The sequence below is a fragment of the Streptomyces sp. UNOC14_S4 genome, assembly GCF_020740835.1.
GTDB lineage: Bacteria > Actinomycetota > Actinomycetes > Streptomycetales > Streptomycetaceae > Streptomyces.
Map to the genome: position 1 here is coordinate 19789 of NZ_JAINFC010000006.1, position 24731 is coordinate 44519.

Sequence of the window (24731 nt, forward strand, 5' to 3'; positions counted from 1 at the left end):
CTGTCGGGGCATTCCGCTACAAACCGTGACGGAACGCCCCGGCGGGCGGCTTCCCAGCAAAGATCCCTGGCGCCGACCGAATCTAGGCGTACAGAACCACTCCACAGGAGGACCCCAGTGGCGAAGGCGAAGTTCGAGCGGACTAAGCCGCACGTCAACATCGGCACCATCGGTCACGTCGACCACGGTAAGACCACTCTTACCGCGGCGATCACCAAGGTGCTGCACGACGCGTACCCGGACCTGAACCCCTTCACGCCGTTCGACGAGATCGACAAGGCGCCCGAGGAGCGTCAGCGCGGTATCACGATCTCGATCGCTCACGTCGAGTACCAGACCGAGTCGCGTCACTACGCCCACGTTGACTGCCCGGGTCACGCGGACTACATCAAGAACATGATCACCGGTGCCGCCCAGATGGACGGCGCGATCCTCGTGGTCGCCGCGACCGACGGTCCGATGCCGCAGACCAAGGAGCACGTGCTCCTGGCCCGCCAGTCCGGCGTTCCGTACATCGTTGTCGCCCTGAACAAGGCCGACATGGTGGACGACGAGGAGATCCTGGAGCTCGTCGAGCTCGAGGTCCGTGAGCTCCTCAACGAGTACGAGTTCGACGGCGACAACGCTCCGGTTGTCCAGGTCTCGGCGCTCAAGGCGCTCGAGGGCGACAAGGAGTGGGGCGAGAAGCTCCTCGGCCTCATGAAGGCCGTGGACGAGAACATCCCGCAGCCCGAGCGTGACGTCGACAAGCCGTTCCTGATGCCGATCGAGGACGTCTTCACGATCACCGGTCGTGGCACCGTCGTCACCGGTCGTATCGAGCGCGGTGTCCTCAAGGTCAACGAGACCGTCGACATCATCGGCATCAAGACCGAGAAGACCTCCACCACGGTCACCGGTATCGAGATGTTCCGCAAGCTGCTCGACGAGGGCCAGGCCGGTGAGAACGTCGGTCTGCTGCTCCGCGGCATCAAGCGCGAGGACGTCGAGCGCGGCCAGTGCATCATCAAGCCGGGTTCGGTCACCCCGCACACCGAGTTCGAGGCCACGGCCTACATCCTCTCCAAGGACGAGGGTGGCCGTCACACCCCGTTCTTCAACAACTACCGTCCGCAGTTCTACTTCCGTACGACTGACGTGACCGGTGTTGTGACCCTCAAGGAGGGCACGGAGATGGTCATGCCCGGCGACAACGCCGAGATGACCGTTTCCCTGATCCAGCCCGTCGCCATGGAGGAGGGCCTGCGCTTCACCATCCGTGAGGGCGGCCGCACCGTCGGCGCCGGCCAGGTCACCAAGATCAACAAGTAAGTTCTCTTGCTTGCAGGTCTGACCTAGACGGTCGGAAAAGGCCCGCACTTCCGAAAGGAAGTGCGGGCCTTTTCATGTTCACTCGTAAAGGTGAAAGCGGAGGGGCTGGCCGCGCCCCGTAAGGGGCGCGGGGAACTGCGCGACCAGCCAAAGACAACCCGCAGTCGCCGACGAACAATCCGTGGCACCCCGGAAGGCGCCCGGAAGAAAAATCAGGGCCGCCAGACCCAAGGCGCCGCATCGGGCGCAACCCCGACGACACACAGCTGATGACCGGCATCCGTCAGCACGGCCGCCGTCCCCACGGCGCGATACGAGTCGGGGGACACCTGCGGCGATGCGTCGCCGGATGACGCATCCACGACCTGCACCTTCCCGTCGATGGCCCGCCCCAGCACCATGACCGTGTCATTGCCACCCCGCACCGCCAAGGTGTGCGCGTCCAGCGGCCCGTACCCGTCGAAACTCTTCAGCTCGGACGTGTCCACATCGTCCGAGCCCGGCTTGAAGCGGTACACGGACGGCGCCGCGGCCTCCGGGGTGCGGTAGACGACCGCCAGCCTGCCGTCCGGCCCCAGCGTCGCGCCGGGGAGCCCGCCGGGCTGCGGCAGGCCCTTCAGCGGCATGGCGCGGACCGGGTCGCCCGGCTTCTCCTGGCTCCAGTGGTGCACCGTGTCACGGCCGGTGCCGAAGACGTGCACACGCTTGTCCCCGTCCAGGGTCACGGTCAGGCCGTCCTGGATCTCCTGGCCGTGGAGGCTCTGCCACTTGCCCCACTTGCCGTCGGGCTCGCGGACGCGGCTGGAGACGCCCTTGCCCGCGTTGCGGACGAAGAGGTGCACCCGGCCGTCCGGGGTGGCGATCGCCGCGGGCATGCCGACGCGGCGGCCGCGGTCCGGCTTGTGCTCGGGGTTGCCGAGCTTCTGCCAGTCCTTGAAGGCGCCGTCCGGCGTCTTCTGCTCCAGCACCACGATCTCGCGGGTGTCCGGCTCCCCCTGGCCCGCCAGCGCGGAGAACCGCAGGCCGAAGAGGAGGCCGCGCCCGGCCGCGTCCCTGACCGAGGCCAGCGCGGGGGCCAGCGGGCCGCCGCCGAGGTTCTGCGGCTCGCCCCAGCGGCCGCTCCCGGCGGAGGTCTCCTGCCAGCGCACCGCCTGCAGGCCGAGCACGCCGTACGCCTCCAGGCGCCCGCCCTTGTCGGTGCCGGGGGCCGCGGTGGCGCCCTCGTAGCGGTAGTGGGTGGAGCGGATCCAGCCCTTGCGGTTCTTCATCGGGCGGTCGCCGCCCTGGCCGTAGTCACCGCAGCCCGCGGCGTTGTCGCAGCTCCACTTGGGGTCGCCGCCGTACGCCTCGACCAGGCGGTGCTTGGCCTCGACGACCTCCGGCGGCAGGTTGTGCGGCCAGCGCTGGTTGTAGTAGCCGCGGAAGGACGTGGTCACGAAGCGTGGCGGGTGCCCGTCCCGCTGGGTGGCGTCGGCCACCCACTGCGACATCGCCTTCCAGGTGAAGAGCGCGGTCGGCGTGTGGTCGCGGTGGTCGGAGCAGGCCCCGTAGTCGTTGTCCTTGGGGTGCGTCGCGTCGTGCACCTGGTAGTCGGGGTCCGGGTCCATGGTGTGGACCACGGTGGGCCGGAACCGGTCCATGATCCCGGCCAGGGTGTCCACCAGGGTGCCGTGCGTGTACGCGCACACGGTGGTGCAGGGGGAGTCCTTGGCGACCATGCTCTGCATCTCGGCGTCCGGGCGCTCCCACAGCAGGGGCAGGCGCATGTCGTGCTTCGAGAGCATGGCGATGTTGAGGAAGACCAGCTGGGCGCGGCGGTCGCCGTTGGCCAGCTCGTTGGTCTCGGCCTTGATGCCGCCGCCAAGGTCCAGGACGGACTTCTTCCAGCCCGTGAACTTGTCCAGGCCGAGCATCTGCGCGTACGCCTGGCGGAGCCCCTGGTGCCGGGCCGAGGAGTAGGCCGCCTTGTCGGGCTTGGCCTTGGGCATGCCGTCGATCCAGTTCTGGCCGACGGCCTCGCCCGCCGTGACATAGACCGAGACGACCGGCACCCCGGCGTCCACCAGGTGCTGGGCGTCGGGGTTCATGAAGAACAGGTCGTCGTCGGGGTGCGCCATGACCTGGAGCAGCAGCGGGTTCTTCACACCGGCGAAGGACTGCGTGGCGTGCGGGTCCACGGCCCGGATCGGCCTGGGGGAGGCCTTGGCCGCCTTGCCCCCGCCCCCGCTGTCACTGCAGCCCGCGGCGAGCGCCACCGTGCCGGCGGCGAGGCCGGCGAGCGCGGTCCGGCGGGATATCACCATGCGATGTGAGATGTCCAACTGGCTGACTCCGTCCGTTGTGCGGCAGTCCCGGTGGCGTCCTCGCGCACCTCGCGGTGTCCTGCGCCACCGGCTGCCCCGGCGTGCAGAAGGACGGCAGGTGGACGGCACGGGTTGCCCACGGTCACGGCAAACCCCGGCAAAGGTCATAGTGTCCCGTATGTCGGCGGGGTGGTTTGACAACTGAGCCGCTGGGAGTACGGTTCTTGGCTTCGATTGGCGCCCCTTAGGGCCCGTATGGCACACTGTTCAGGTTGCTCGGTATGAGTGTCGATGCTGTGCGCCTCCCGCCGGGAGGACTGGAAGCGAGTCCCGCAGTACTCGTCACCTCTTTTCAGGGGTGGAAGTACGGGAATCTTCCGGGAAGTGTCAGCGGGGCCCCTACCAGGCACTCGATGGGTGTCCTTCTCCCACGAACCCCTTCGCCAGGGAATTCCTCCGGGGAATTTTCTTAGAAGGGGCGCGACACGCCCGACCGCGTGGGTCGGAGAAGGACGGCGCTCAGGCGCGAGCCCACCGAGTTCCAGAGCGTTACGAGAGACAGGACTACGAAGTAGCCATGGCGGGACAGAAGATCCGCATCCGGCTCAAGGCCTACGACCACGAGGTCATCGACTCCTCGGCGAAGAAGATCGTCGAGACGGTGACCCGTACTGGTGCGTCGGTCGCGGGCCCGGTGCCGCTGCCCACTGAGAAGAACGTGTACTGCGTCATCAAGTCGCCGCACAAGTACAAGGACTCGCGCGAGCACTTCGAGATGCGCACGCACAAGCGCCTCATCGACATCCTCGACCCCACGCCGAAGACGGTCGACTCGCTCATGCGTCTCGACCTGCCGGCTGGCGTCGACATCGAGATCAAGCTCTGAGGTGACGCGCGAGATGGCTAAGAACATCAAGGGCATCCTGGGCGAGAAGCTCGGCATGACGCAGGTCTGGGACGAGAACAACCGGGTTGTCCCGGTGACCGTCGTCAAGGCCACCCCGAACGTCGTGACCCAGGTCCGTACGAACGACAGCGACGGCTACGAGTCGGTCCAGATCGCCTTCGGCGAGATCGACCCGCGCAAGGTGAACAAGCCCCTCAAGGGCCACTTCGCCAAGGCCGACGTGACCCCCCGCCGTCACCTCGTCGAGATCCGTACCGCTGACGCCAGCGAGTACACGCTCGGCCAGGAGATCACCGCTGCCGTGTTCGAGTCCGGCGTCAAGGTTGACGTCACGGGCAAGAGCAAGGGCAAGGGCTTCGCCGGTGTCATGAAGCGCCACAACTTCCGTGGCCTCGGCGCCGGGCACGGCACCCAGCGCAAGCACCGCTCCCCCGGTTCCATCGGTGGCTGCGCCACCCCGGGCCGTGTGTTCAAGGGCCTCCGCATGGCGGGCCGTATGGGCAACGAGCGGGTCACCACCCAGAACCTGACCGTCCACGCCGTTGACGCGGAGAAGGGCCTGCTCCTGATCAAGGGCGCGGTTCCTGGTCCGAACGGCGGCCTCGTCCTGGTCCGTACCGCGGCCAAGGGGGCCTGAGGTAACCGATGAGCACCATTGACATCCTTTCGCCGGCAGGCGACAAGGCCGGGACCGTCGAGCTCCCCGCGGAGATCTTCGACGCGAAGGTCAGCGTTCCGCTGATCCACCAGGTCGTCGTCGCGCAGCTGGCCGCTGCCCGTCAGGGCACGCACAAGACCAAGACCCGTGGCGAGGTCCGCGGCGGTGGCAAGAAGCCGTACCGCCAGAAGGGCACCGGCCGCGCCCGTCAGGGTTCGACCCGCGCGCCGCAGTTCGCCGGTGGTGGCGTCGTGCACGGTCCCGTGCCGCGCGACTACTCGCAGCGCACGCCCAAGAAGATGAAGGCCGCCGCCCTGCGCGGTGCCCTCACCGACCGGGCGCGTCACTCCCGCATCCACGTCGTCTCCGGCGTGGTCGAGGGCACGGCGTCCACCAAGGCCGCCAAGGTCCTGTTCGGCAAGATCTCGGAGCGCAAGAACCTGCTCCTGGTCGCCGACCGGTCCGACGAGGCCGCGTGGCTGTCCGCCCGCAACCTGCCCCAGGTTCACATCCTGGAGCCGGGCCAGCTGAACACGTACGACGTGCTCGTCTCCGACGACGTGGTCTTCACCCAGGCCGCTTTCGAGTCCTTCGTGTCTGGCCCCAAGGCCGTTGAGACCGAAGGGAGCGCCGCCTGATGAGCGACGTCACCAGCAAGACCTTCACGGACCACCGTGACCTGCTGATCAAGCCGGTCGTGTCCGAGAAGAGCTACGCGCTGCTGGACGAGAACAAGTACACGTTCATCGTCGACCCGCGCGCCAACAAGACCCAGATCAAGCAGGCCGTCGAGGCGGTCTTCTCGGTCAAGGTCACCGGGGTCAACACGATCAACCGTCAGGGTAAGCGCAAGCGGACCAAGACCGGTTTCGGCAAGCGTGCCAACACCAAGCGCGCCATCGTGACCCTCTCCGAGGGCGACCGTATCGACATCTTCGGCGGTCCGACCGCCTAAGGGCGGTCTGGATCGTCCGAATATCGGACGAGGACTGAGAAATGGGTATCCGCAAGTACAAGCCGACGACTCCGGGCCGTCGTGGCTCCAGCGTCGCCGACTTTGTCGAGATCACGCGGTCCACGCCGGAGAAGTCGCTGGTCCGCCCTCTGCACAGCAAGGGCGGCCGTAACAACGCCGGTCGTGTGACCGTCCGCCACCAGGGCGGTGGCCACAAGCGCGCCTACCGTGTGATCGACTTCCGTCGTCACGACAAGGACGGCGTGCCGGCCAAGGTCGCTCACATCGAGTACGACCCGAACCGCACCGCGCGCATCGCGCTCCTGCACTACGCAGACGGCGAGAAGCGCTACATCATCGCTCCCCGTGGCCTGAACCAGGGCGACCGGATCGAGAACGGCCCCACGGCCGACATCAAGCCGGGCAACAACCTGGCGCTGCGCAACATCCCGGTCGGTACCACGATCCACGCGATCGAGCTCCGTCCGGGCGGCGGCGCCAAGTTCGCCCGCTCCGCCGGTGCCTCTGTGCAGCTGCTCGCGAAGGAGGGCCAGATGGCCCACCTGCGCATGCCGTCCGGTGAGATCCGCCTGGTCGACGTCCGCTGCCGCGCCACTGTGGGCGAGGTCGGCAACGCCGAGCAGTCGAACATCAACTGGGGCAAGGCCGGCCGCATGCGCTGGAAGGGCGTCCGCCCGACCGTCCGCGGTGTCGCGATGAACCCGGTTGACCACCCGCACGGTGGTGGTGAGGGCAAGACCTCCGGTGGTCGCCACCCGGTCTCCCCCTGGGGTCAGAAGGAGGGTCGTACTCGTTCTCCCAAGAAGGCGAGCAACAAGTACATCGTCCGCCGCCGCAAGACGAACAAGAAGCGCTAGGAGCGGGTTTAGATGCCGCGTAGTCTCAAGAAGGGACCCTTCGTCGACGGCCACCTCATCAAGAAGGTGGACGCTCAGAACGAGGCTGGTACCAAGAACGTCATCAAGACCTGGTCCCGTCGCTCCATGATCGTGCCGGCCATGCTCGGCCACACGCTCGCGGTGCACAACGGCAAGACGCACGTCCCGGTGTTCGTCACCGAGTCGATGGTCGGCCACAAGCTCGGCGAGTTCTCGCCGACCCGCACCTTCCGCGGCCACGTCAAGGACGACCGCAAGTCGAAGCGCCGCTAAGGCGGGGTGTGAACGACTATGACTGACACCGAAGGGACAACCATGGAAGCCAGGGCCCAGGCGCGGTACATCCGCGTCACGCCCATGAAGGCCCGCCGCGTGGTGGACCTCATCCGTGGCATGGACGCCACGGAGGCTCAGGCGGTCCTGCGTTTCGCCCCGCAGGCCGCGAGCGTGCCGGTGGGCAAGGTGCTGGACAGCGCCATTGCCAACGCCGCGCACAACTACGACCACACGGACGCTTCGTCGCTGTACATCAGCGAGGCGTTCGTGGACGAGGGCCCGACCCTGAAGCGGTTCCGTCCGCGCGCCCAGGGCCGTGCCTACCGGATCCGCAAGCGGACCAGCCACATCACCGTGGTCGTCAGCAGCAAGGAAGGAACCCGGTAATGGGCCAGAAGGTTAACCCGCACGGGTTCCGACTCGGCATCACCACGGACTTCAAGTCCCGCTGGTACGCCGACAAGCTGTACAAGGACTACGTCAAGGAAGACGTTGCCATTCGTCGCATGATGACGAAGGGCATGGAGCGCGCCGGCATCTCCAAGGTCGAGATCGAGCGCACCCGCGACCGCGTCCGCGTTGACATCCACACCGCCCGCCCGGGCATCGTCATCGGCCGCCGTGGCGCCGAGGCCGACCGCATCCGTGGCGAGCTGGAGAAGCTGACCGGCAAGCAGGTCCAGCTGAACATCCTCGAGGTCAAGAACCCCGAGGTCGACGCTCAGCTGGTGGCCCAGGCCGTCGCCGAGCAGCTGTCCTCCCGCGTCTCCTTCCGTCGCGCCATGCGCAAGAGCATGCAGTCGACGATGAAGGCCGGCGCCAAGGGCATCAAGATCCAGTGCGGTGGCCGTCTCGGCGGCGCCGAGATGTCCCGCTCGGAGTTCTACCGCGAGGGCCGTGTGCCCCTGCACACGCTCCGCGCGAACGTCGACTACGGCTTCTTCGAGGCCAAGACCACCTTCGGCCGCATCGGCGTGAAGGTCTGGATCTACAAGGGCGACGTCAAGAACATCGCCGAGGTCCGCGCCGAGAACGCCGCCGCGCGTGCGGGCAACCGCCCGTCCCGCGGTGGCGCTCAGGACCGCCCGGCCCGTGGTGGCCGTGGTGGCGAGCGCGGTGGCCGCGGCCGCAAGCCGCAGCAGAACGCCGCTGCCGAGGCCCCCAAGGCCGAGGCCGCTGCCGCTGCTCCGGCCGAGTCCACCGGAACGGAGGCCTGACCGACATGCTGATCCCTCGCAGGGTCAAGCACCGCAAGCAGCACCACCCCAAGCGGAACGGCATGGCCAAGGGTGGCACCGAGCTCGCGTTCGGTGAGTACGGCATCCAGGCCCTGACCCCGGCCTATGTGACGAACCGTCAGATCGAGTCCGCTCGTATCGCCATGACGCGTCACATCAAGCGTGGCGGCAAGGTGTGGATCAACATCTACCCGGACCGCCCGCTCACGAAGAAGCCCGCCGAGACCCGCATGGGTTCCGGTAAGGGTTCCCCGGAGTGGTGGATCGCGAACGTCAAGCCCGGTCGGGTGATGTTCGAGCTGTCTTTCCCGAACGAGAAGGTTGCTCGTGAGGCGCTGACCCGCGCCGCTCACAAGCTCCCGATGAAGTGCCGCATTGTTCGGCGCGAGGCAGGTGAGTCGTGATGGCCGCTGGTACCAAGGCGACCGAGCTGCGTGAGCTGAACAACGAGGACCTCGTTGCCAAGCTGCGTGAGGCCAAGGAAGAGCTGTTCAACCTCCGCTTCCAGGCGGCGACCGGGCAGCTCGAGAACCACGGTCGGCTCAAGTCCGTCCGTAAGGACATCGCCCGGATCTACACCCTGATGCGGGAGCGCGAGCTCGGCATCGAGACGGTGGAGAACGCCTGATGAGCGAGAAGAATGTGACTGAGACGAACGAGCGCGGTTTCCGCAAGACCCGTGAGGGTCTCGTCGTCAGCGACAAGATGGACAAGACCGTCGTCGTCGCCGTCGAGGACCGCGTCAAGCACGCGCTGTACGGCAAGGTCATCCGCCGTACGAACAAGCTCAAGGCGCACGACGAGCAGAACGCCGCCGGTGTCGGCGACCGCGTCCTCCTGATGGAGACCCGGCCGCTGTCCGCCACGAAGCGCTGGCGCGTCGTCGAGATCCTCGAGAAGGCCAAGTAATTACCTGAGGGGTAACCCTCAGGTCAGTTCCGCCAGGCTCGGTGGGGGCCTCAGCGATGAGGCCCCCACCGGGAACCGGCAGACGATCAGGAGATAGACGTGATCCAGCAGGAGTCGCGACTTCGCGTCGCCGACAACACTGGTGCCAAGGAGATCCTTTGCATCCGTGTTCTCGGTGGCTCGGGTCGCCGCTACGCGGGCATCGGTGACGTCATCGTCGCCACCGTCAAGGACGCGATCCCCGGTGGCAACGTGAAGAAGGGTGACGTCGTCAAGGCGGTCATCGTTCGCACCGTCAAGGAGCGCCGCCGTCCGGACGGCTCGTACATCCGCTTCGACGAGAACGCCGCTGTCGTTCTGAAGAACGACGGCGACCCCCGTGGCACCCGTATCTTCGGCCCCGTGGGCCGAGAGCTGCGCGAGAAGAAGTTCATGAAGATCGTCTCGCTCGCGCCGGAGGTGCTGTAAGCATGAAGATCAAGAAGGGCGACCTGGTCCAGGTCATCACCGGTAAGGACAAGGGCAAGCAGGGCAAGGTCATCGTGGCCATGCCCAGCGAGAACCGCGTCCTCGTCGAGGGTGTCAACCGGGTCAAGAAGCACACGAAGGCCGGCCAGACCGCTCGCGGTTCCCAGACCGGCGGCATCGTGACCACCGAGGCCCCGATCCACGTGAGCAACGTTCAGCTCATCGTGGAGAAGGACGGCAAGAAGGTCGTCACGCGCGTCGGTTACCGCTTCGACGAGAACGGCAACAAGATCCGCGTTGCCAAGCGGACGGGTGAGGACATCTGATGGCTACCACTCCGCGTCTCAAGACGAAGTACCGCGAGGAGATCTCGGGCAAGCTGCGTGAGGAGTTCTCCTACGAGAACGTCATGCAGGTCCCGGGCCTGACCAAGATCGTGGTCAACATGGGTGTGGGCGACGCCGCCCGCGACTCCAAGCTGATCGAGGGCGCCATCCGCGACCTCACCACGATCACCGGTCAGAAGCCGGCCGTCACCAAGGCCCGCAAGTCCATCGCGCAGTTCAAGCTGCGTGAGGGCCAGCCGATCGGCGCCCACGTCACCCTGCGTGGCGACCGCATGTGGGAGTTCCTGGACCGCACCCTGTCGCTCGCGCTGCCGCGCATCCGCGACTTCCGTGGTCTGTCCCCGAAGCAGTTCGACGGTCGGGGCAACTACACCTTCGGTCTCACGGAGCAGGTCATGTTCCACGAGATCGACCAGGACAAGATCGACCGCGTCCGGGGCATGGACATCACCGTGGTGACCACGGCGAAGAACGACGATGAGGGCCGCGCCCTGCTTCGTCACCTCGGCTTCCCCTTCAAGGAGAACTGACCGTGGCGAAGAAGGCTCTGATCGCTAAGGCCGCCCGCAAGCCCAAGTTCGGTGTGCGTGCGTACACCCGCTGCCAGCGCTGCGGCCGCCCGCACTCCGTCTACCGCAAGTTCGGCCTGTGCCGCGTGTGCCTTCGTGAGATGGCTCACCGTGGCGAGCTGCCGGGCGTGACCAAGAGCTCCTGGTAATCCCTTAATTGGGATTTCAGGGCTCTCGGTAAGCAGCTGACCGGCGGGCGCCCGTCCCACCCCTCCCGTAGAGTGGAAGGGTTGGGCGCCCGCCGCTCATGACCGTCTTACTACGCCGAAGGTCCCCGCGCCGCACCCGTCCCGACTCATGTTCGGGGAGAGGGATGGCGCAGATAGGAAACCCCGGCGAGAGAGGCCGAAGGCCAAACATGACCATGACCGATCCGATCGCAGACATGCTGACCCGTCTGCGGAACGCGAACTCGGCGTACCACGACTCCGTGGCCATGCCTGCCAGCAAGATCAAGGCGCACATCGCCGAGATCCTGCAGCAGGAGGGCTACATCGCCGGCTGGAAGGTCGAGGACGCCGAGGTCGGCAAGTCCCTCGTCATCGACCTGAAGTTCGGTCCGAACCGTGAGCGCTCCATCGCGGGCATCAAGCGGATTTCGAAGCCGGGCCTGCGGGTCTACGCAAAGTCCACCAACCTGCCGAAGGTCCTCGGCGGCCTGGGCGTGGCGATCATCTCCACGTCCCACGGTCTCCTGACCGGCCAGCAGGCGCAGAAGAAGGGCGTGGGTGGGGAAGTCCTCGCCTACGTCTGGTAATCGGGAACAGGAGGAATAGCCAATGTCGCGTATCGGCAAGCTGCCCATCCAGGTTCCCGCTGGTGTGGACGTCACCATCGATGGCCGTACGGTGCACGTGAAGGGCCCCAAGGGTTCCCTCACCCACGCCGTCGCCGCGCCCATCGAGATCGTCAAGGGCGAGGACGGCACCCTTCAGGTGACCCGTCCCAACGACGAGCGTCAGAACAAGGCCCTGCACGGCCTGTCCCGCACGCTGGTGGCGAACATGATCACCGGCGTGACCCAGGGTTACGAGAAGAAGCTCGAGATCAGCGGTGTCGGTTACCGCGTCCAGGCGAAGGGCTCCAACCTGGAGTTCGCCCTGGGCTACAGCCACCCCATCCTGATCGAGGCGCCCGAGGGCATCACCTTCAAGGTGGAGGCTCCGACCAAGTTCTCGGTCGAGGGCATCGACAAGCAGAAGGTCGGCGAGGTCGCCGCGAAGATCCGCAAGCTGCGGAAGCCCGACCCGTACAAGGCCAAGGGTGTCAAGTACGCGGGTGAGGTCATCCGCCGCAAGGTCGGAAAGGCGGGTAAGTAAGCCATGGCATACGGTGTGAAGATTGCCAAGGGCGACGCGTACAAGCGCGCCGCCAAGGCCCGCCGTCACATCCGCATCCGGAAGAACCTTTCGGGTACGGCGGAGCGCCCGCGTCTCGTCGTGACGCGTTCCAACCGCGGTATCACCGCCCAGGTCATCGACGACCTCAAGGGTCACACCCTGGCGTCGGCGTCCCACCTGGACGCGTCGGTCCGTGGTGGCGAGGGCGACAAGAGCGCCCAGGCCAAGAAGGTCGGTGCCCTGGTCGCCGAGCGCGCCAAGGCCGCCGGTGTCGAGGCCGTCGTGTTCGACCGCGGTGGCAACCAGTACGCCGGGCGCATTGCCGCTCTGGCGGACGCCGCCCGCGAAGCCGGGCTGAAGTTCTAAGCCCCGGTTCCGGAGCTAGCGGACGTAACAGAGAGAGGTAATTCCAATGGCTGGACCCCAGCGCCGCGGAAGCGGTGCCGGTGGCGGCGAGCGGCGGGACCGGAAGGGTCGCGACGGTGGCGCTGCCGCCGAGAAGACCGCGTACGTTGAGCGCGTAGTCGCGATCAACCGCGTCGCCAAGGTTGTCAAGGGTGGTCGCCGCTTCAGCTTCACCGCGCTGGTCGTGGTGGGCGACGGTGACGGCACGGTCGGTGTCGGTTACGGCAAGGCCAAGGAAGTTCCGGCTGCCATCGCCAAGGGCGTGGAAGAGGCCAAGAAGAACTTCTTCAAGGTCCCCCGTATCCAGGGCACCGTCCCGCACCCGATCACGGGTGAGAAGGCGGCTGGCGTCGTCCTGCTCAAGCCCGCGTCCCCCGGTACCGGTGTTATCGCCGGTGGCCCGGTGCGCGCGGTGCTCGAGTGCGCCGGCATCCACGACATCCTGTCGAAGTCGCTCGGTTCTTCGAACCCGATCAACATCGTGCACGCCACGGTGGAGGCCCTCAAGGGACTGCAGCGTCCCGAGGAGATCGCCGCCCGTCGTGGCCTGCCGCTGGAGGACGTGGCCCCCGCCGCTCTGCTGCGGGCGCGTGCAGGGGCGGGTGCGTAATGGCTCGTCTCAAGGTCACGCAGGTCAAGTCCTACATCGGCAGCAAGCAGAACCACCGCGACACCCTGCGTTCGCTCGGGCTCAAGCGCCTGAACGACGTGGTTGTCAAGGAGGACCGCCCCGAGATCCGCGGCATGGTGCAGACCGTCCGCCACCTCGTGACGGTCGAGGAGGTCGACTGACATGGCGGAGCAGAACCCGCTGAAGGTCCACAACCTCCGTCCCGCCCCGGGCGCCAAGACCGCCAAGACCCGTGTCGGTCGTGGTGAGGCGTCGAAGGGTAAGACGGCCGGTCGTGGTACCAAGGGCACGAAGGCCCGTTACCAGGTTCCGGAGCGCTTCGAGGGTGGGCAGATGCCCCTCCACATGCGCCTCCCGAAGCTGAAGGGCTTCAAGAACCCCTTCCGCACCGAGTTCCAGGTCGTGAACCTGGACAAGCTGGCCGCGCTCTACCCGCAGGGTGGCGAGGTCACGGTGGCCGACCTGGTCGCCAAGGGCGCGGTGCGCAAGAACCAGCTCGTCAAGGTCCTGGGCCAGGGCGAGGTCTCCGTGGCGCTGCAGGTGACGGTCGACGCCGTCTCCGCCTCCGCCAAGGAGAAGATCGCCGCTGCCGGCGGCACCGTCACCGAGCTCGTCTGAGCTCGTTGAACTGACAACCGGGGATGTCCCATAAGGGGCATCCCCGGTTGGTCGTTCCAAGGGAGGCACGGTCGCCGGTAAGGTGGCGTGCACTGTTAACCTCCGCGCGGGCCGTCATGAACCACGGGCGTGCGGATTTTGACTGATACGAATTCGTCGATCCTCAAGACCGTCTCCTCTCACGTGGCTGCGTGGGAGGCGCAGGAGGCACCGTGCTCACCGCGTTCGCCCGAGCGTTCAAGACGCCCGACCTGCGCAAGAAGCTGCTGTTCACGCTGGGCATCATGGTGCTCTTCAGGCTCGGTGCGCACGTGCCGGTGCCGGGCGTCAGTTATGCCAACGTCCAGACGTGTATGGACCAGGCCAAGAGCGGCCAGGGCCTGTTCGGCCTCGTGAACATGTTCAGCGGTGGCGCGCTGCTGCAGATCACGATCTTCGCGCTCGGGATCATGCCCTACATCACGGCGAGCATCATCCTGCAGTTGCTCACTGTCGTCATCCCACGGCTGGAAGCCCTCAAGAAGGAGGGCCAGAGCGGCCAGGCGAAGATCACGCAGTACACGCGTTATCTGACCGTCGCCCTGGCCATCCTGCAGGGCACCGGCCTCGTCGCCACCGCGAGCAACGGCGCGCTCTTCAGCGGCTGTGCGGTCGGCAACCAGATCGTTCCGGACAAGGCCATCTTCACGACGGCCACCATGGTCATCACCATGACCGCGGGCACCTGCCTGATCATGTGGCTCGGTGAGCTGATCACCGACCGCGGCATCGGTAACGGCATGTCGATCCTGATGTTCACCTCCATCGCCGCGGGCTTCCCCAGCGGCCTGTGGGGCATCAAGCTCGCGGGCAAGCTGATGGGCGGCTGGCTGGAGTTCGCCCTCGTCATCATCTGCGGCCTGGCGATGGTCGCGCTGGTCGTCTTCGTCGAGCAGGCGCAGCGCCGCATCCCGGTGCAGTACGCGAAGCGCATGATCGGCCGCCGGTCCTACGGCGGGACGTCCACGTACATCCCGCTCAAGGTGAACCAGGCCGGTGTGATTCCGGTCATTTTCGCCTCGTCGCTGCTGTACATCCCGGCGCTGCTGGTGCAGTTCACCGGTTCCAAGGCGGACTGGGCGACCTGGATCAACTCCAACCTGGTCAAGGGTGACCACCCGATTTACATGGTCACCTACTTCCTGCTGATCGTTTTCTTCGCCTTCTTCTATGTGGCCATCTCCTTCAACCCCGAAGAAGTTGCCGACAACATGAAGAAGTATGGTGGGTTCATCCCGGGCATTCGGGCCGGTCGTCCCACCGCGGAGTATCTGAGCTACGTGCTGAACCGCATCACGTGGCCCGGCTCTCTCTACCTGGGCCTGATCGCCCTGGTGCCCACGGTGGCACTGGTCACACTCAACGCGAACCAGAACTTCCCGTTCGGGGGAACCAGCATCCTGATCATCGTGGGTGTCGGTCTGGAGACTGTGAAGCAGATCGAGAGCCAGCTTCAGCAGCGCAACTACGAAGGGTTCCTCCGCTGATGCGAATCGTCCTCGTCGGTCCTCCCGGCGCCGGCAAGGGTACGCAGGCCGCGTACCTCGCCAAGAACCTTGCGATCCCGCACATCTCGACGGGTGACCTCTTCCGGGCGAACATCAGCCAGGGCACGGCCCTGGGCCAGAAGGCCCAGGAGTACATGCGTGCCGGTCAGCTGGTGCCGGACTCGGTGACCATCAGCATGGCCGAGGACCGGATGGACCAGGAGGACGCCGCGGGCGGCTTCCTGCTGGACGGCTTCCCGCGCAACGTCGGCCAGGCGGAGGCGCTGGACGCGTACCTCAAGGGCAAGGAGCTCGCGCTCGACGCGGTCCTGGACCTGGAGGTCCCGGAGGACGAGGTCGTGAAGCGGATCGCCGGCCGGCGCATCTGCCGCAACGACAGCAGCCACGTCTTCCACGCGGTCTACAACGCGCCGAAGACCGAGGGTGTCTGCGACGCCTGCGGCGGCGAGCTGTACCAGCGTGACGACGACCGCGAGGACACCGTCCGCAAGCGCCTCGAGGTCTACCACACCGAGACCGAGCCGATCATCGACTACTACAAGGCCCAGGGCCTCGTGGTGACGATCCCCGCGCTCGGCAAGGTCGACGAGGTCACGGAGCGCGCGATGGCCGCTCTGACCCGCGACGCCGCCTGATCCTCAAGGTCTGCCACGGCCGCGATGCCCTCCGGGGTATCGCGGCCGTAGTGTTTGTCCGAGTACTTTTCGTTTGCGGCACCGAGAGAGGCACCCCATGGTGGAGATCAAGACTCCCGAGCAGATCGCGAAGATGCGAGAGGCGGGTCTGGTCGTCGCCGCCATTCACGCGGCCACCCGGGAGGCGGCCGTGCCGGGTGCGACGACGAAGGACCTGGACGAGGTGGCCCGCAAGGTGCTCAAGGAGCACGGCGCGAAGTCGAACTTCCTGGGGTATGGCGGTTTCCCCGCGACGATCTGCACCTCGGCGAACGAGGTCGTCGTGCACGGCATCCCGGACACGAAGACGGTGCTCAAGGACGGCGACATCATCTCCATCGACGCGGGCGCGATCGTGGACGGCTGGCACGGTGACGCGGCCTTCACGGCCTTTGTGGGCACCGGTCACGCTCCGGAGCTGGTCGAGCTCTCCCGGGTGACCGAGGAGTCGCTGTGGGCCGGTATCGCGGCGATGAAGAAGGGCGGCCGCCTGGTGGACATCTCCAAGGCCATCGAGGGCTACATCCGCCGCCAGCCGCGTCCGGCCTCGGGGAAGTACGGGATCATCGAGGACTACGGCGGCCACGGCATCGGCTCCGAGATGCACATGGACCCGCACCTGCTGAACTACGTCTCCCGCAAGCGCGGCAAGGGCATCAAGATCGTTCCGGGTGTCTGCCTGGCGATCGAGCCGATGGTGAGCCTCGGTACGGCCCGTACGCACGTCCTGGAGGACGACTGGACGGTCCTGACGGACGACATGTCCTGGTCCTCCCACTGGGAGCACTCCGTGGCGATGACGGAGGAGGGGCCGCTGGTGCTCACCGCCGTGGACGGCGGCAAGGCGAAGCTGGCGGAGCTGGGCGTGGTGGCCGCCCCGGACCCGCTGGGCTGACGTCGCGGGGTGGCCGTGCCCCGTCAGGGGCGCGGGGAACTGCGCGATCGGCCCCCACCGGTCTGGGGCCGCGCGTGGAGCGCAAGTGGCACCCCGGTGGGCGCACCCGCCCGGACGGGCTAAAGGTCGTACGCCAGTACGCCGAATAAGGATCACCGCAGCCGGGCAGTCACCCCTGGATTAGTCTTTCGGGTTGCCCTGACGTAGACTGACGCGTCGGCTCTCGTGTATCCGCATGCCCGCTTTCGCGCGGCACGCTCCGCACGGGAGTTGATCAAGGTAGCCGATTCGAAAGGCGAAGCGTGGCCAAGAAGCAAGGTGCCATCGAGATCGAGGGCACCGTGATCGAGTCTCTGCCGAACGCCATGTTCAAGGTGGAGCTCCAGAACGGTCACAAGGTCCTCGCGCACATCAGCGGCAAGATGCGGATGCACTACATCCGTATCCTCCCGGATGACCGGGTCGTCGTGGAGCTCTCTCCCTACGACCTGACGCGTGGCCGGATCGTCTACCGCTACAAGTAGATCTTGTCGACGCCCCGGGCCGAGAGGCGCAGGGGCGACGGCACCTGACCCGGAGAACCTACAGTCCCATGAAGGTCAAGCCGAGCGTCAAGAAGATCTGCGACAAGTGCAAGGTGATCCGCCGCCACGGCCGGGTCATGGTCATCTGCGACAACCTGCGCCACAAGCAGCGCCAGGGCTGACGCAGAACCTGCACTCACGCAGTTTCTTCGCGCGACGCGAGCAATAACGTACATACGCAGGACCCGTCCCTCTCTGTGATGGAGGGCGACACCCCCGGCTCGGAGGCCGGGGACCCAGTCCGTACCAACCCTTCCCATGCGAAGGGGACGGCGGGTGGGAGTGGTCCTGTGGAAGACCTCCGACGATCAACTGGAGCCATTTCATGGCACGCGTTTCCGGTGTCGACATCCCGCGTGAAAAGCGCGTGGAGGTCGCCCTCACCTACGTCTTCGGCATTGGCCGTACCCAGTCGAAGACCATCCTCGCCTCGACCGGCGTGAACCCGGACACCCGCGTTCGCGACCTGCCCGAGGAGGACCTGGTCAAGATCCGCGAGTACGTGGACGCCAACCTGCGCACCGAGGGTGACCTCCGTCGCGAGATCCAGGCCGACATCCGCCGCAAGGTCGAGATCGGCTGCTACCAGGGTCTGCGTCACCGCCGCGGCCTGCCGGTCCACGGTCAGCGCACCAGCACGAACGCTCGTACCCGCAAGGGCCCGCGTCGCGCCATCGCCGGCAAGAAGAAGCCGGGCAAGAAGTAGTCCTCAGCGGACGCTGCGGTCTCCCGGGGACACGCCCCCGGGTCCGCATTCCAGCGGTCTTCGCTGTAGGACCGACCACCTCCCTCCATTCAGGAGTAAGACATGCCCCCCAAGGGTCGTCAGGGCGCAGCCAAGAAGGTGCGCCGCAAGGAAAAGAAGAACGTCGCTCACGGCCACGCGCACATCAAGAGCACGTTCAACAACACCATCGTCTCGATCACGGACCCGTCCGGCAACGTGATCTCCTGGGCCTCCGCCGGCCACGTCGGCTTCAAGGGCTCCCGCAAGTCGACTCCGTTCGCCGCGCAGATGGCCGCCGAGTCGGCTGCCCGTCGCGCCCAGGAGCACGGCATGCGCAAGGTCGACGTGTTCGTCAAGGGCCCGGGTTCCGGTCGTGAGACCGCCATCCGTTCGCTCCAGGCGACCGGTCTCGAGGTCGGCTCCATCCAGGACGTCACCCCGACCCCGCACAACGGCTGCCGTCCGCCGAAGCGCCGCCGCGTCTGATCCAACGGGTCTCCGACCCGCTTGGCATCATCGCGCCGCTTCGCACGGCACACGGGCGATACAGCTCCTCGGGGCCGTATCGCCCGTACCCTTGTAGTACTCAGGACATCAAATAGTGGGTGTCCATGACTGAAGGATTCCTCGCATGCTGATCGCTCAGCGCCCCTCGCTGACCGAAGAGGTTGTCGACGAGTTCCGCTCCCGGTTCGTCATCGAGCCGCTGGAGCCGGGCTTCGGCTACACCCTCGGCAACTCCCTGCGTCGTACGCTCCTCTCCTCGATCCCGGGTGCGGCTGTCACGTCCATCCGCATCGACGGTGTCCTGCACGAGTTCACCACCGTGCCGGGCGTCAAGGAGGACGTCACCGACCTCATCCTGAACATCAAGCAGCTGGTCGTCTCCTCGGAGCACGACGAGCCGGTCGTGATGTACCTGCGCAAGCAGGGCCCGGGTCTGGTCACCGCCGCGGACATCGCCCCGCCGGCCGGTGTCGAGGTGCACAACCCCGACCTGGTCCTGGCGACGCTGAACGCCAAGGGCAAGCTGGAGATGGAGCTGACCGTCGAGCGCGGTCGCGGCTACGTCTCCGCCGTCCAGAACAAGCAGGTGGGCCAGGAGATCGGCCGTATCCCGGTCGACTCCATCTACTCGCCGGTCCTCAAGGTGACCTACAAGGTCGAGGCCACCCGAGTCGAGCAGCGCACCGACTTCGACAAGCTGATCGTCGACGTCGAGACCAAGCAGGCCATGCGCCCGCGCGACGCCATGGCGTCCGCCGGCAAGACCCTGGTCGAGCTGTTCGGTCTGGCCCGCGAGCTCAACATCGACGCCGAGGGCATCGACATGGGCCCGTCCCCGACGGACGCCGCCCTGGCCGCCGACCTCGCGCTGCCGATCGAGGAGCTGGAGCTCACCGTCCGCTCCTACAACTGCCTCAAGCGCGAGGGCATCCACTCCGTGGGTGAGCTCGTCGCCCGCTCCGAGGCCGACCTGCTCGACATCCGCAACTTCGGTGCGAAGTCGATCGACGAGGTCAAGGCGAAGCTGGCCGGCATGGGCCTGGCCCTCAAGGACAGCCCGCCCGGATTCGACCCGACCGCTGCCGCGGACGCCTTTGGCGCCGACGACGACGCGGATGCGGGTTTCGTGGAGACCGAGCAGTACTGATCGGTCTTCGGCTGCGGGCCGGCTTCGGCTGGTCGCGCAGTTCCCCGCGCCCCTTCGGGGGCGCGGGTTTCCGGGGCTAGCCCCGGATCTCCGACAGGCGACCGTCTGCTCGGATACTGACTCCGGTACCTGATACGGCCGGGGCAGACACCTAGGAGAAATACCATGCCGCGTCCCACCAAGGGTGCCCGTCTCGGCGGCTCTGCCGCGCACGAGAAGCTGCTCCTGGCGAACCTCGCCAAGTCGCTCTTCGAGCACGGCCGCATCACGACGACCGAGGCCAAGGCCCGCCGCCTGCGTCCGGTCGCCGAGCGCCTGATCACCAAGGCGAAGAAGGGCGACATCCACAACCGTCGCCAGGTGCTGCAGACGATCACGGACAAGGGCGTCGTGCACGTCCTCTTTACCGAGATCGCTCCGCGCTTCGCCGAGCGTCCGGGTGGTTACACCCGTATCACCAAGATCGGCAACCGTCGTGGCGACAACGCCCCGATGGCCGTGATCGAGCTCGTCGAGGGCGAGATCGCCAAGAAGGCGACCGTCGCCGAGGCCGAGGCCGCCGCCAAGCGCGCGGTCAAGGAGGCCGAGGCCGCTGCCGAGGCTCCGGCCGAGGAGTCGAAGGACGCCTGACGCGTCTGACGTGTCAGTGACGGGCCCGCCCCTTTGAAGGGGGCGGGCCCGTCCCGCATTTCTGAGAGGAAACACTCGGTGAGTGACGAAGTGGAGCCCGGCTTCGTCCGGGTGCGGCTGGATCTGTCGTACGACGGCAAGGAGTTCTCCGGCTGGGCCAAGCAGCGCTCGGGCCTGCGCACCGTGCAGGGCGAGATCGAGTCCGCGCTGCGCACGGTGACCCGGTCGTCCGAGACCTATGAGCTGACGGTCGCGGGCCGTACGGACTCCGGGGTGCACGCCCGGGGCCAGGTCGCGCACGTCGACCTGCCCGCCGAACTGTGGGCCGAGCACGAGGAGAAGCTGCTCCGGCGGCTGGCCGGCCGGCTGTCGCACGACGTGCGGGTGTGGAAGGTCGCCGAGGCGCCGTCCGGTTTCAACGCGCGCTTCTCCGCGATCTGGCGGCGGTACGCCTATCGGGTGACCGACCACGTGGGCGGGGTGGACCCGCTGCTGCGCGGTCATGTCCTGTGGCACGACTGGCCGTTGGACGTCGACGCGATGAACTCCGCGTCCCAGGAGCTGATCGGCGAGCACGACTTCGCCGCGTACTGCAAGAAGCGCGAGGGCGCGACGACCATCCGTACGCTCCAGCGGCTGAGTTGGGAGCGGGACGCGTCGGGCGTCATCACGGCGACGGTGAAGGCGGACGCCTTCTGCCACAACATGGTGCGTTCGCTGGTGGGCGCGCTGCTGTTCGTCGGTGACGGGCACCGGCCGGTGGACTGGCCGGGCAAGGTGCTGCGCGCGGGCGTCCGCGACTCCGCGGTGCACGTCGTGCGCCCGCACGGGCTGACGCTCGAAGAGGTCGGCTACCCCGCCGACTCCGAGCTCGCCGCCCGCAACCGGGAGGCGCGCAACAAGCGCACGCTCCCCGGCTGCGGCGGGTGCTGACTGACTGTCAGGCCCCTTCGGGGGCCGGGCAGCTGACGGCCAGGTCGCTGTTGACCGTGAAGTAGGGGCGGATGCCCCCGACCACCGGGTAGATGTCGGTCTTGTTGCGGTCGACGATGTCACCGACGAGGCGGGCGACCTTCACCGGCTTCGCGTCGGGGGCGAGGCGCAGGGCCAGGTCCCAGATGGTGTTCTCGTCGCCGCCGCGGGCCGCGATCAGGTCCTCGTACGACAGGGAGATCCGGAAGGTGTCCTTGTCGATGACGGTGACCTCGGCCGTGACCGGCTTCGCCGCCTCGATGCGCGGGGTCGCGACGAGGGTGGGCGTGCCGCCGGGGGTGAACTCCGTGCCGTGCAGGGTGCCTTCGACCGTCAGCGCGTTGTTGCCCTGGCGCACCGCGCGGGCCTCGGCGTGCGCGTCGCGGTACCAGGCGCGCAGCGCGAGGAAGCCGTCGACGGTGGGGTAGGGCACCCACCAGGTGAACGGGGCGCCGTCCAGCGGCTCCAGCTCGACCAGGCCGCGGCCCTCGGCGAGGTGCGAGACCACGCGGCGGCGGGCGCCGTCGTCGCCGCGGACGACGTGCAGGTCCCAACGGCCTTCGCCCAGACGGAGTTCGCGCCGGTCGAGCACCGCGGTGTACGGGCCCTTGCCGTCGGCCGCCGCCTTGAGGGGCACGCTGATCGGCTTGCCCTCCTTGCGGCGGGTGACGGTCAGGGAGAGCCGCTCGCCGGAGAGGCCCTTGCGGTCGACGGAGACGACGATGTTGCCGTCGGCGTCGACGCGGCAGGAGGCCGTGCAGCGCAGCGGCTTGCGGACGATCTCCTTGATCGCGGCCTTGACCGCCGGGGTGGCGGGCTTGGCCACCGAGCGGCGCAGCGGGCGGATGAGCCTGCCCGCGGTGCGGCGCAGCTTCCGCACCAGCGGTACGGGCGCGGGCTTGCGGGGCGCGGGGGCCGGGGCGGTACCGGTGGCGGCCTTGGCCGTGGCCGGGGCGCGGCCGATGTCGCCGCCGAGGCTCTCGATGAGGTCCTCGTAGCGGCGGGCGATGGCGTCCGGCTGGTAGCGCTCGGCGGAGACCAGGGCGTTCTTGCCCATGGTGCGCCGCAGTTCGTCGTCCTCGATCAGCTTGAGGAGGCCCTTGGCGATGGCGTCGCTGTCGAGGTTGGTGACGAGGAGGCCGTCGTGGCCGTCGGTGATGATCTCGCCGGGGCCGTGCGGGCAGTCGGTGGCGACGACGGGGACGCCGCAGTTCATGGCCTCGACGATCGTCATGCCGAACGACTCCTCGCGGGAGGTGACGGCGGCGATGGAGCCCTTGGCCCACTCGGTCTCGATGGGGGAGTGGGGGCCCATGAGGCGGATGTGCTCGCCCAGGCCGAGCTTGTCGATCTGCTCGCGGAGCTTGGCCTGCTGGGGGCCGCGGCCGTAGATCCGCAGCTTCCAGTCGGGGCGGGCGGCCGCGACGGTGGCCCAGGCCTTGACCAGCAGGTCGTAGCGCTTGACGGGGATGAGGCGGCCGGCGGCGACGACGAGCTTGGCGCTGCCGTCGGAGGGCTCGACCTCGGACGGCGGGACGCCGTTGGGCAGCGCGATCAGCTTGGTCTTCACACCGGGGAACTGCTCCCGGTGGGTGGCGGCGTCGGCCTCGGAGACGGCGGTGTGCGCGTCGAGCTTCGGGATCGCGAGGTCCTGGGCGGCGCGGATGTTCGGCTCGTGCGTGCCGTAGATCCGGTGCTCCTGGCCGATCTTGAGGTACGCGTCGGTGCCGAACTCCGCCAGATACATCACCAGGCCGGGGCGGGTGGCGATGACGACGTCGGCGTCGGTGCGGGCGAGGTGCTCGGCCACGCGCTTGTCGGTGAGCGCGCTGAAGTGCGCGCCCTTGGCCTCGACGGGCGGGATCAGCGCGCTGTCCTGCTGGAGCAGGGCGTTGTCCCGGTCGGCGCCGGTCTCGGCGCGCGTGTCGATCAGGTGGACCAGCTTGACCTTGCGGTTCAGAGGGAGCTTCGGCGTGCCGCCGGTCCGGTGGATCGACACGATCTCCACGTCATGACGTGTGGCGAGCGCGCTCGCGACGTTGAACGTGGAGCGGATCGTGCCGCCGATGCCATAGGCGTTCTGCAAAAGGAAAGAGATCTTCATGGCGGTGTCTGCGGCGCGGCACGTTGCGGGTGCCGCGTTCCGTCCTTCCCCCTGGCCTGGGTTGTCCGGGTCGTCCCCTGCGTGCGGACCGCGTGGCCGTGAGGTGGTCACGTGCGGTCCGGTCCGTCGGTAAAGACCGTTGGGCGGGGTTTCGGTTGTCTGCGAAGCCTACATTGTGGCTTCAGTCACAGGCTGTGCGTCAAGCGTCACTTGATCCTTTCGCGGGGCCGGGCGTGGCGCGCGGACGGCGGCGCGCGGGCGCTGGGACGCTGGGGCGGTGAAGGCGATGGCGGCGTTCTCCACGTTCGTATCCACGGTGACGGCATTGACGACGGTCGCGGTTCTGGGGCTCACGGCGGGCTGCGGCGAGGTCGGCGCGGGCGGGGCGTCCCGTCCCGCCAGGGGCGAGGGCAAGAACGAGCTCGACGCCGTGCGGGTGCTGGGCTCGGCCCGGCTGGTCCACGCGGAGCTGGGCGCGCACGAGGTGCCGGGCTTCCGTGTCGAACGGGCCGCCGCGGGCGCGGCGGGCAACGGCAGACCGCGTACGGAACGGGTGGCCTGCCGCGCGCTGGCCGAGGCCCTGGGCTCCGAGCCCAGGCCCGCGCCGTACGCGACGGTGGTCACCACCTTCGCCCGGCTCGGGAAGGGCGGTGAGCGGGCGGGCTTCGAGGGCCTGATGGGCATGATCCGCCTCTCTTCGTACGAGGGCGACGGCGCCGGGGCGACGGTGCGGGGGCTGCGGGACGCGGCGTCGTCCTGCGCGGATGGCTTCCGCATGCGGACGGGGGAGGGCGTGCCGCAGGAGTTCTCGGCGGTCCGTGTCCTGCCCGCCGGCGTCCCGTCGGGCCTCGGCGACGAGGCGGTCGCGCTCCGCCTGGAGAACGCGGCGGAGCGGGCGCCGAGCCTGATCACTGCCGTGCGGTCGGGGCGGACCCTGGCGATGTTCTTCGCGACGAGCCTGTCCGATCCGGAGGGGGTGGAGGTGCCGGCGGCGGTTCTGCGGGCGCAGATGGCGAAGCTTTCCGCTCCGCGGGTTGCTTCGCCTGTGCCTCCGTCTGCGTCTGTGCCTGCGGAGAGTGGTGAGGCGGAGGATGCGGCGGGGGCTTGACC

The 24731-nt window shown here is 67.6% G+C and carries 35 protein-coding genes; 33 read left to right on the forward strand and 2 right to left on the reverse strand.

What is annotated here, in order from left to right; translation table 11 throughout:
* The first annotated feature begins 117 nt into the window (after positions 1 to 117).
* Positions 118 to 1311 carry an elongation factor Tu gene (gene tuf / locus K6I34_RS01300; protein WP_229322117.1) on the forward strand — a complete coding sequence of 398 codons (1194 nt, stop codon included), beginning with the start codon at positions 118 to 120 and terminating at the stop codon, positions 1309 to 1311.
* A gap of 212 nt (positions 1312 to 1523) precedes the next feature.
* Here tuf and K6I34_RS01305 read toward each other — a convergent pair whose 3' ends face one another.
* Positions 1524 to 3632: a PIG-L family deacetylase gene (locus tag K6I34_RS01305; protein WP_308293949.1), complete on the reverse strand. Its 2109-nt coding sequence runs from the start codon at positions 3630 to 3632 to the stop codon at positions 1524 to 1526.
* Between the two features lie 559 nt (positions 3633 to 4191).
* Between K6I34_RS01305 and rpsJ the strand changes: the two genes are divergently transcribed.
* The 31 genes from rpsJ (at position 4192) to truA (ending at position 21478) form a co-directional block, all read left to right on the forward strand.
* The gene (rpsJ, locus tag K6I34_RS01310) at positions 4192 to 4500 is read left to right on the forward strand and encodes a 30S ribosomal protein S10 (RefSeq protein ID WP_003948644.1); all 309 of its coding nucleotides are present in this window, start codon (positions 4192 to 4194) and stop codon (positions 4498 to 4500) included.
* A gap of 13 nt (positions 4501 to 4513) precedes the next feature.
* Complete coding sequence (gene rplC / locus K6I34_RS01315) at positions 4514 to 5158, forward strand: 50S ribosomal protein L3 (RefSeq protein WP_121802071.1); 645 nt, start codon at positions 4514 to 4516, stop codon at positions 5156 to 5158.
* 8 nt (positions 5159 to 5166) lie between these two features.
* Positions 5167 to 5817, forward strand: a complete 651-nt coding sequence (rplD, locus tag K6I34_RS01320) for a 50S ribosomal protein L4 (RefSeq protein WP_229322118.1) — start codon at positions 5167 to 5169, stop codon at positions 5815 to 5817.
* Positions 5817 to 6134 (forward strand): 50S ribosomal protein L23, encoded by a 318-nt coding sequence (gene rplW, locus K6I34_RS01325; protein WP_229322119.1) that lies wholly within the window; start codon positions 5817 to 5819, stop codon positions 6132 to 6134. The genes rplD and rplW overlap by 1 nt, the downstream gene beginning before the upstream one ends.
* A 41-nt stretch (positions 6135 to 6175) precedes the next feature.
* On the forward strand, positions 6176 to 7012 hold the full coding sequence (rplB, locus tag K6I34_RS01330; protein ID WP_121801995.1) for a 50S ribosomal protein L2: 837 nt from the start codon (positions 6176 to 6178) through the stop codon (positions 7010 to 7012).
* A 12-nt stretch (positions 7013 to 7024) separates the two neighbouring features.
* Positions 7025 to 7306: a 30S ribosomal protein S19 gene (gene rpsS / locus K6I34_RS01335; RefSeq protein WP_004950443.1), complete on the forward strand. Its 282-nt coding sequence runs from the start codon at positions 7025 to 7027 to the stop codon at positions 7304 to 7306.
* Positions 7307 to 7348: 42 nt separating this feature from the next.
* Entirely contained in the window at positions 7349 to 7696 is a 348-nt protein-coding gene (rplV, locus tag K6I34_RS01340) for a 50S ribosomal protein L22 (protein WP_031012097.1), read from the forward strand.
* A complete protein-coding gene (rpsC, locus tag K6I34_RS01345; protein WP_095580665.1) occupies positions 7696 to 8526 on the forward strand; it encodes a 30S ribosomal protein S3 in 831 nt (276 codons plus the stop codon). Before rplV ends, rpsC begins: the two co-directional genes overlap by 1 nt.
* 5 nt (positions 8527 to 8531) lie before the next feature.
* Positions 8532 to 8951 (forward strand): 50S ribosomal protein L16, encoded by a 420-nt coding sequence (rplP, locus tag K6I34_RS01350; RefSeq protein ID WP_106677952.1) that lies wholly within the window; start codon positions 8532 to 8534, stop codon positions 8949 to 8951.
* On the forward strand, positions 8951 to 9175 hold the full coding sequence (rpmC, locus tag K6I34_RS01355) for a 50S ribosomal protein L29 (protein ID WP_229322120.1): 225 nt from the start codon (positions 8951 to 8953) through the stop codon (positions 9173 to 9175). The genes rplP and rpmC overlap by 1 nt, the downstream gene beginning before the upstream one ends.
* Positions 9175 to 9456: a 30S ribosomal protein S17 gene (gene rpsQ / locus K6I34_RS01360; protein ID WP_019888756.1), complete on the forward strand. Its 282-nt coding sequence runs from the start codon at positions 9175 to 9177 to the stop codon at positions 9454 to 9456. The genes rpmC and rpsQ overlap by 1 nt, the downstream gene beginning before the upstream one ends.
* Before the next feature lie 99 nt (positions 9457 to 9555).
* The gene (gene rplN / locus K6I34_RS01365) at positions 9556 to 9924 is read left to right on the forward strand and encodes a 50S ribosomal protein L14 (protein ID WP_099199421.1); all 369 of its coding nucleotides are present in this window, start codon (positions 9556 to 9558) and stop codon (positions 9922 to 9924) included.
* A gap of 2 nt (positions 9925 to 9926) precedes the next feature.
* On the forward strand, positions 9927 to 10250 hold the full coding sequence (rplX, locus tag K6I34_RS01370; protein WP_086567290.1) for a 50S ribosomal protein L24: 324 nt from the start codon (positions 9927 to 9929) through the stop codon (positions 10248 to 10250).
* The gene (gene rplE, locus K6I34_RS01375; protein ID WP_373313215.1) at positions 10247 to 10801 is read left to right on the forward strand and encodes a 50S ribosomal protein L5; all 555 of its coding nucleotides are present in this window, start codon (positions 10247 to 10249) and stop codon (positions 10799 to 10801) included. Before rplX ends, rplE begins: the two co-directional genes overlap by 4 nt.
* A 2-nt stretch (positions 10802 to 10803) precedes the next feature.
* Positions 10804 to 10989, forward strand: a complete 186-nt coding sequence (locus tag K6I34_RS01380; RefSeq protein WP_003956452.1) for a type Z 30S ribosomal protein S14 — start codon at positions 10804 to 10806, stop codon at positions 10987 to 10989.
* Positions 10990 to 11198: 209 nt separating this feature from the next.
* On the forward strand, positions 11199 to 11597 hold the full coding sequence (rpsH, locus tag K6I34_RS01385) for a 30S ribosomal protein S8 (RefSeq protein WP_229322121.1): 399 nt from the start codon (positions 11199 to 11201) through the stop codon (positions 11595 to 11597).
* Positions 11598 to 11619: 22 nt separating this feature from the next.
* Positions 11620 to 12159, forward strand: coding sequence for a 50S ribosomal protein L6 (rplF, locus tag K6I34_RS01390; protein ID WP_229322122.1), 540 nt, complete (start codon positions 11620 to 11622; stop codon positions 12157 to 12159).
* A 3-nt stretch (positions 12160 to 12162) separates the two neighbouring features.
* Positions 12163 to 12546 carry a 50S ribosomal protein L18 gene (gene rplR, locus K6I34_RS01395; RefSeq protein WP_229322123.1) on the forward strand — a complete coding sequence of 128 codons (384 nt, stop codon included), beginning with the start codon at positions 12163 to 12165 and terminating at the stop codon, positions 12544 to 12546.
* A gap of 46 nt (positions 12547 to 12592) precedes the next feature.
* Positions 12593 to 13195 carry a 30S ribosomal protein S5 gene (gene rpsE / locus K6I34_RS01400; protein WP_190066381.1) on the forward strand — a complete coding sequence of 201 codons (603 nt, stop codon included), beginning with the start codon at positions 12593 to 12595 and terminating at the stop codon, positions 13193 to 13195.
* Positions 13195 to 13377 (forward strand): 50S ribosomal protein L30, encoded by a 183-nt coding sequence (gene rpmD, locus K6I34_RS01405; protein ID WP_087927574.1) that lies wholly within the window; start codon positions 13195 to 13197, stop codon positions 13375 to 13377. The genes rpsE and rpmD overlap by 1 nt, the downstream gene beginning before the upstream one ends.
* Position 13378: 1 nt before the next feature.
* Positions 13379 to 13834 (forward strand): 50S ribosomal protein L15, encoded by a 456-nt coding sequence (rplO, locus tag K6I34_RS01410; protein ID WP_229322124.1) that lies wholly within the window; start codon positions 13379 to 13381, stop codon positions 13832 to 13834.
* A 212-nt stretch (positions 13835 to 14046) separates the two neighbouring features.
* On the forward strand, positions 14047 to 15360 hold the full coding sequence (gene secY / locus K6I34_RS01415) for a preprotein translocase subunit SecY (protein WP_229322125.1): 1314 nt from the start codon (positions 14047 to 14049) through the stop codon (positions 15358 to 15360).
* Complete coding sequence (locus K6I34_RS01420; RefSeq protein WP_229322126.1) at positions 15360 to 16016, forward strand: adenylate kinase; 657 nt, start codon at positions 15360 to 15362, stop codon at positions 16014 to 16016. Before secY ends, K6I34_RS01420 begins: the two co-directional genes overlap by 1 nt.
* 97 nt (positions 16017 to 16113) lie before the next feature.
* Positions 16114 to 16950: a type I methionyl aminopeptidase gene (gene map / locus K6I34_RS01425; protein WP_229322127.1), complete on the forward strand. Its 837-nt coding sequence runs from the start codon at positions 16114 to 16116 to the stop codon at positions 16948 to 16950.
* 302 nt (positions 16951 to 17252) lie between these two features.
* A complete protein-coding gene (infA, locus tag K6I34_RS01430; RefSeq protein WP_003956442.1) occupies positions 17253 to 17474 on the forward strand; it encodes a translation initiation factor IF-1 in 222 nt (73 codons plus the stop codon).
* A 68-nt stretch (positions 17475 to 17542) separates the two neighbouring features.
* Positions 17543 to 17656 (forward strand): 50S ribosomal protein L36, encoded by a 114-nt coding sequence (gene rpmJ / locus K6I34_RS01435; protein WP_003956441.1) that lies wholly within the window; start codon positions 17543 to 17545, stop codon positions 17654 to 17656.
* A 203-nt stretch (positions 17657 to 17859) separates the two neighbouring features.
* On the forward strand, positions 17860 to 18240 hold the full coding sequence (gene rpsM, locus K6I34_RS01440; protein WP_229322128.1) for a 30S ribosomal protein S13: 381 nt from the start codon (positions 17860 to 17862) through the stop codon (positions 18238 to 18240).
* Positions 18241 to 18342: 102 nt separating this feature from the next.
* Positions 18343 to 18747: a 30S ribosomal protein S11 gene (gene rpsK / locus K6I34_RS01445; RefSeq protein ID WP_003956432.1), complete on the forward strand. Its 405-nt coding sequence runs from the start codon at positions 18343 to 18345 to the stop codon at positions 18745 to 18747.
* A gap of 145 nt (positions 18748 to 18892) precedes the next feature.
* Complete coding sequence (locus K6I34_RS01450) at positions 18893 to 19915, forward strand: DNA-directed RNA polymerase subunit alpha (RefSeq protein WP_004946635.1); 1023 nt, start codon at positions 18893 to 18895, stop codon at positions 19913 to 19915.
* A 165-nt stretch (positions 19916 to 20080) separates the two neighbouring features.
* Positions 20081 to 20545, forward strand: a complete 465-nt coding sequence (gene rplQ / locus K6I34_RS01455) for a 50S ribosomal protein L17 (protein WP_229322129.1) — start codon at positions 20081 to 20083, stop codon at positions 20543 to 20545.
* Between the two features lie 78 nt (positions 20546 to 20623).
* Positions 20624 to 21478, forward strand: a complete 855-nt coding sequence (gene truA, locus K6I34_RS01460; RefSeq protein ID WP_229322130.1) for a tRNA pseudouridine(38-40) synthase TruA — start codon at positions 20624 to 20626, stop codon at positions 21476 to 21478.
* Between the two features lie 7 nt (positions 21479 to 21485).
* On the opposite strand, the gene K6I34_RS01465 is transcribed toward truA, so the two are convergent.
* Positions 21486 to 23621 carry a glycosyltransferase gene (locus K6I34_RS01465; protein WP_229322131.1) on the reverse strand — a complete coding sequence of 712 codons (2136 nt, stop codon included), beginning with the start codon at positions 23619 to 23621 and terminating at the stop codon, positions 21486 to 21488.
* Between the two features lie 277 nt (positions 23622 to 23898).
* On the opposite strand from K6I34_RS01465, the gene K6I34_RS01470 reads away from it, so the two are divergent.
* Positions 23899 to 24729 (forward strand): hypothetical protein, encoded by an 831-nt coding sequence (locus K6I34_RS01470; protein WP_229322132.1) that lies wholly within the window; start codon positions 23899 to 23901, stop codon positions 24727 to 24729.
* The last annotated feature ends 2 nt before the right edge of the window (positions 24730 to 24731 follow it).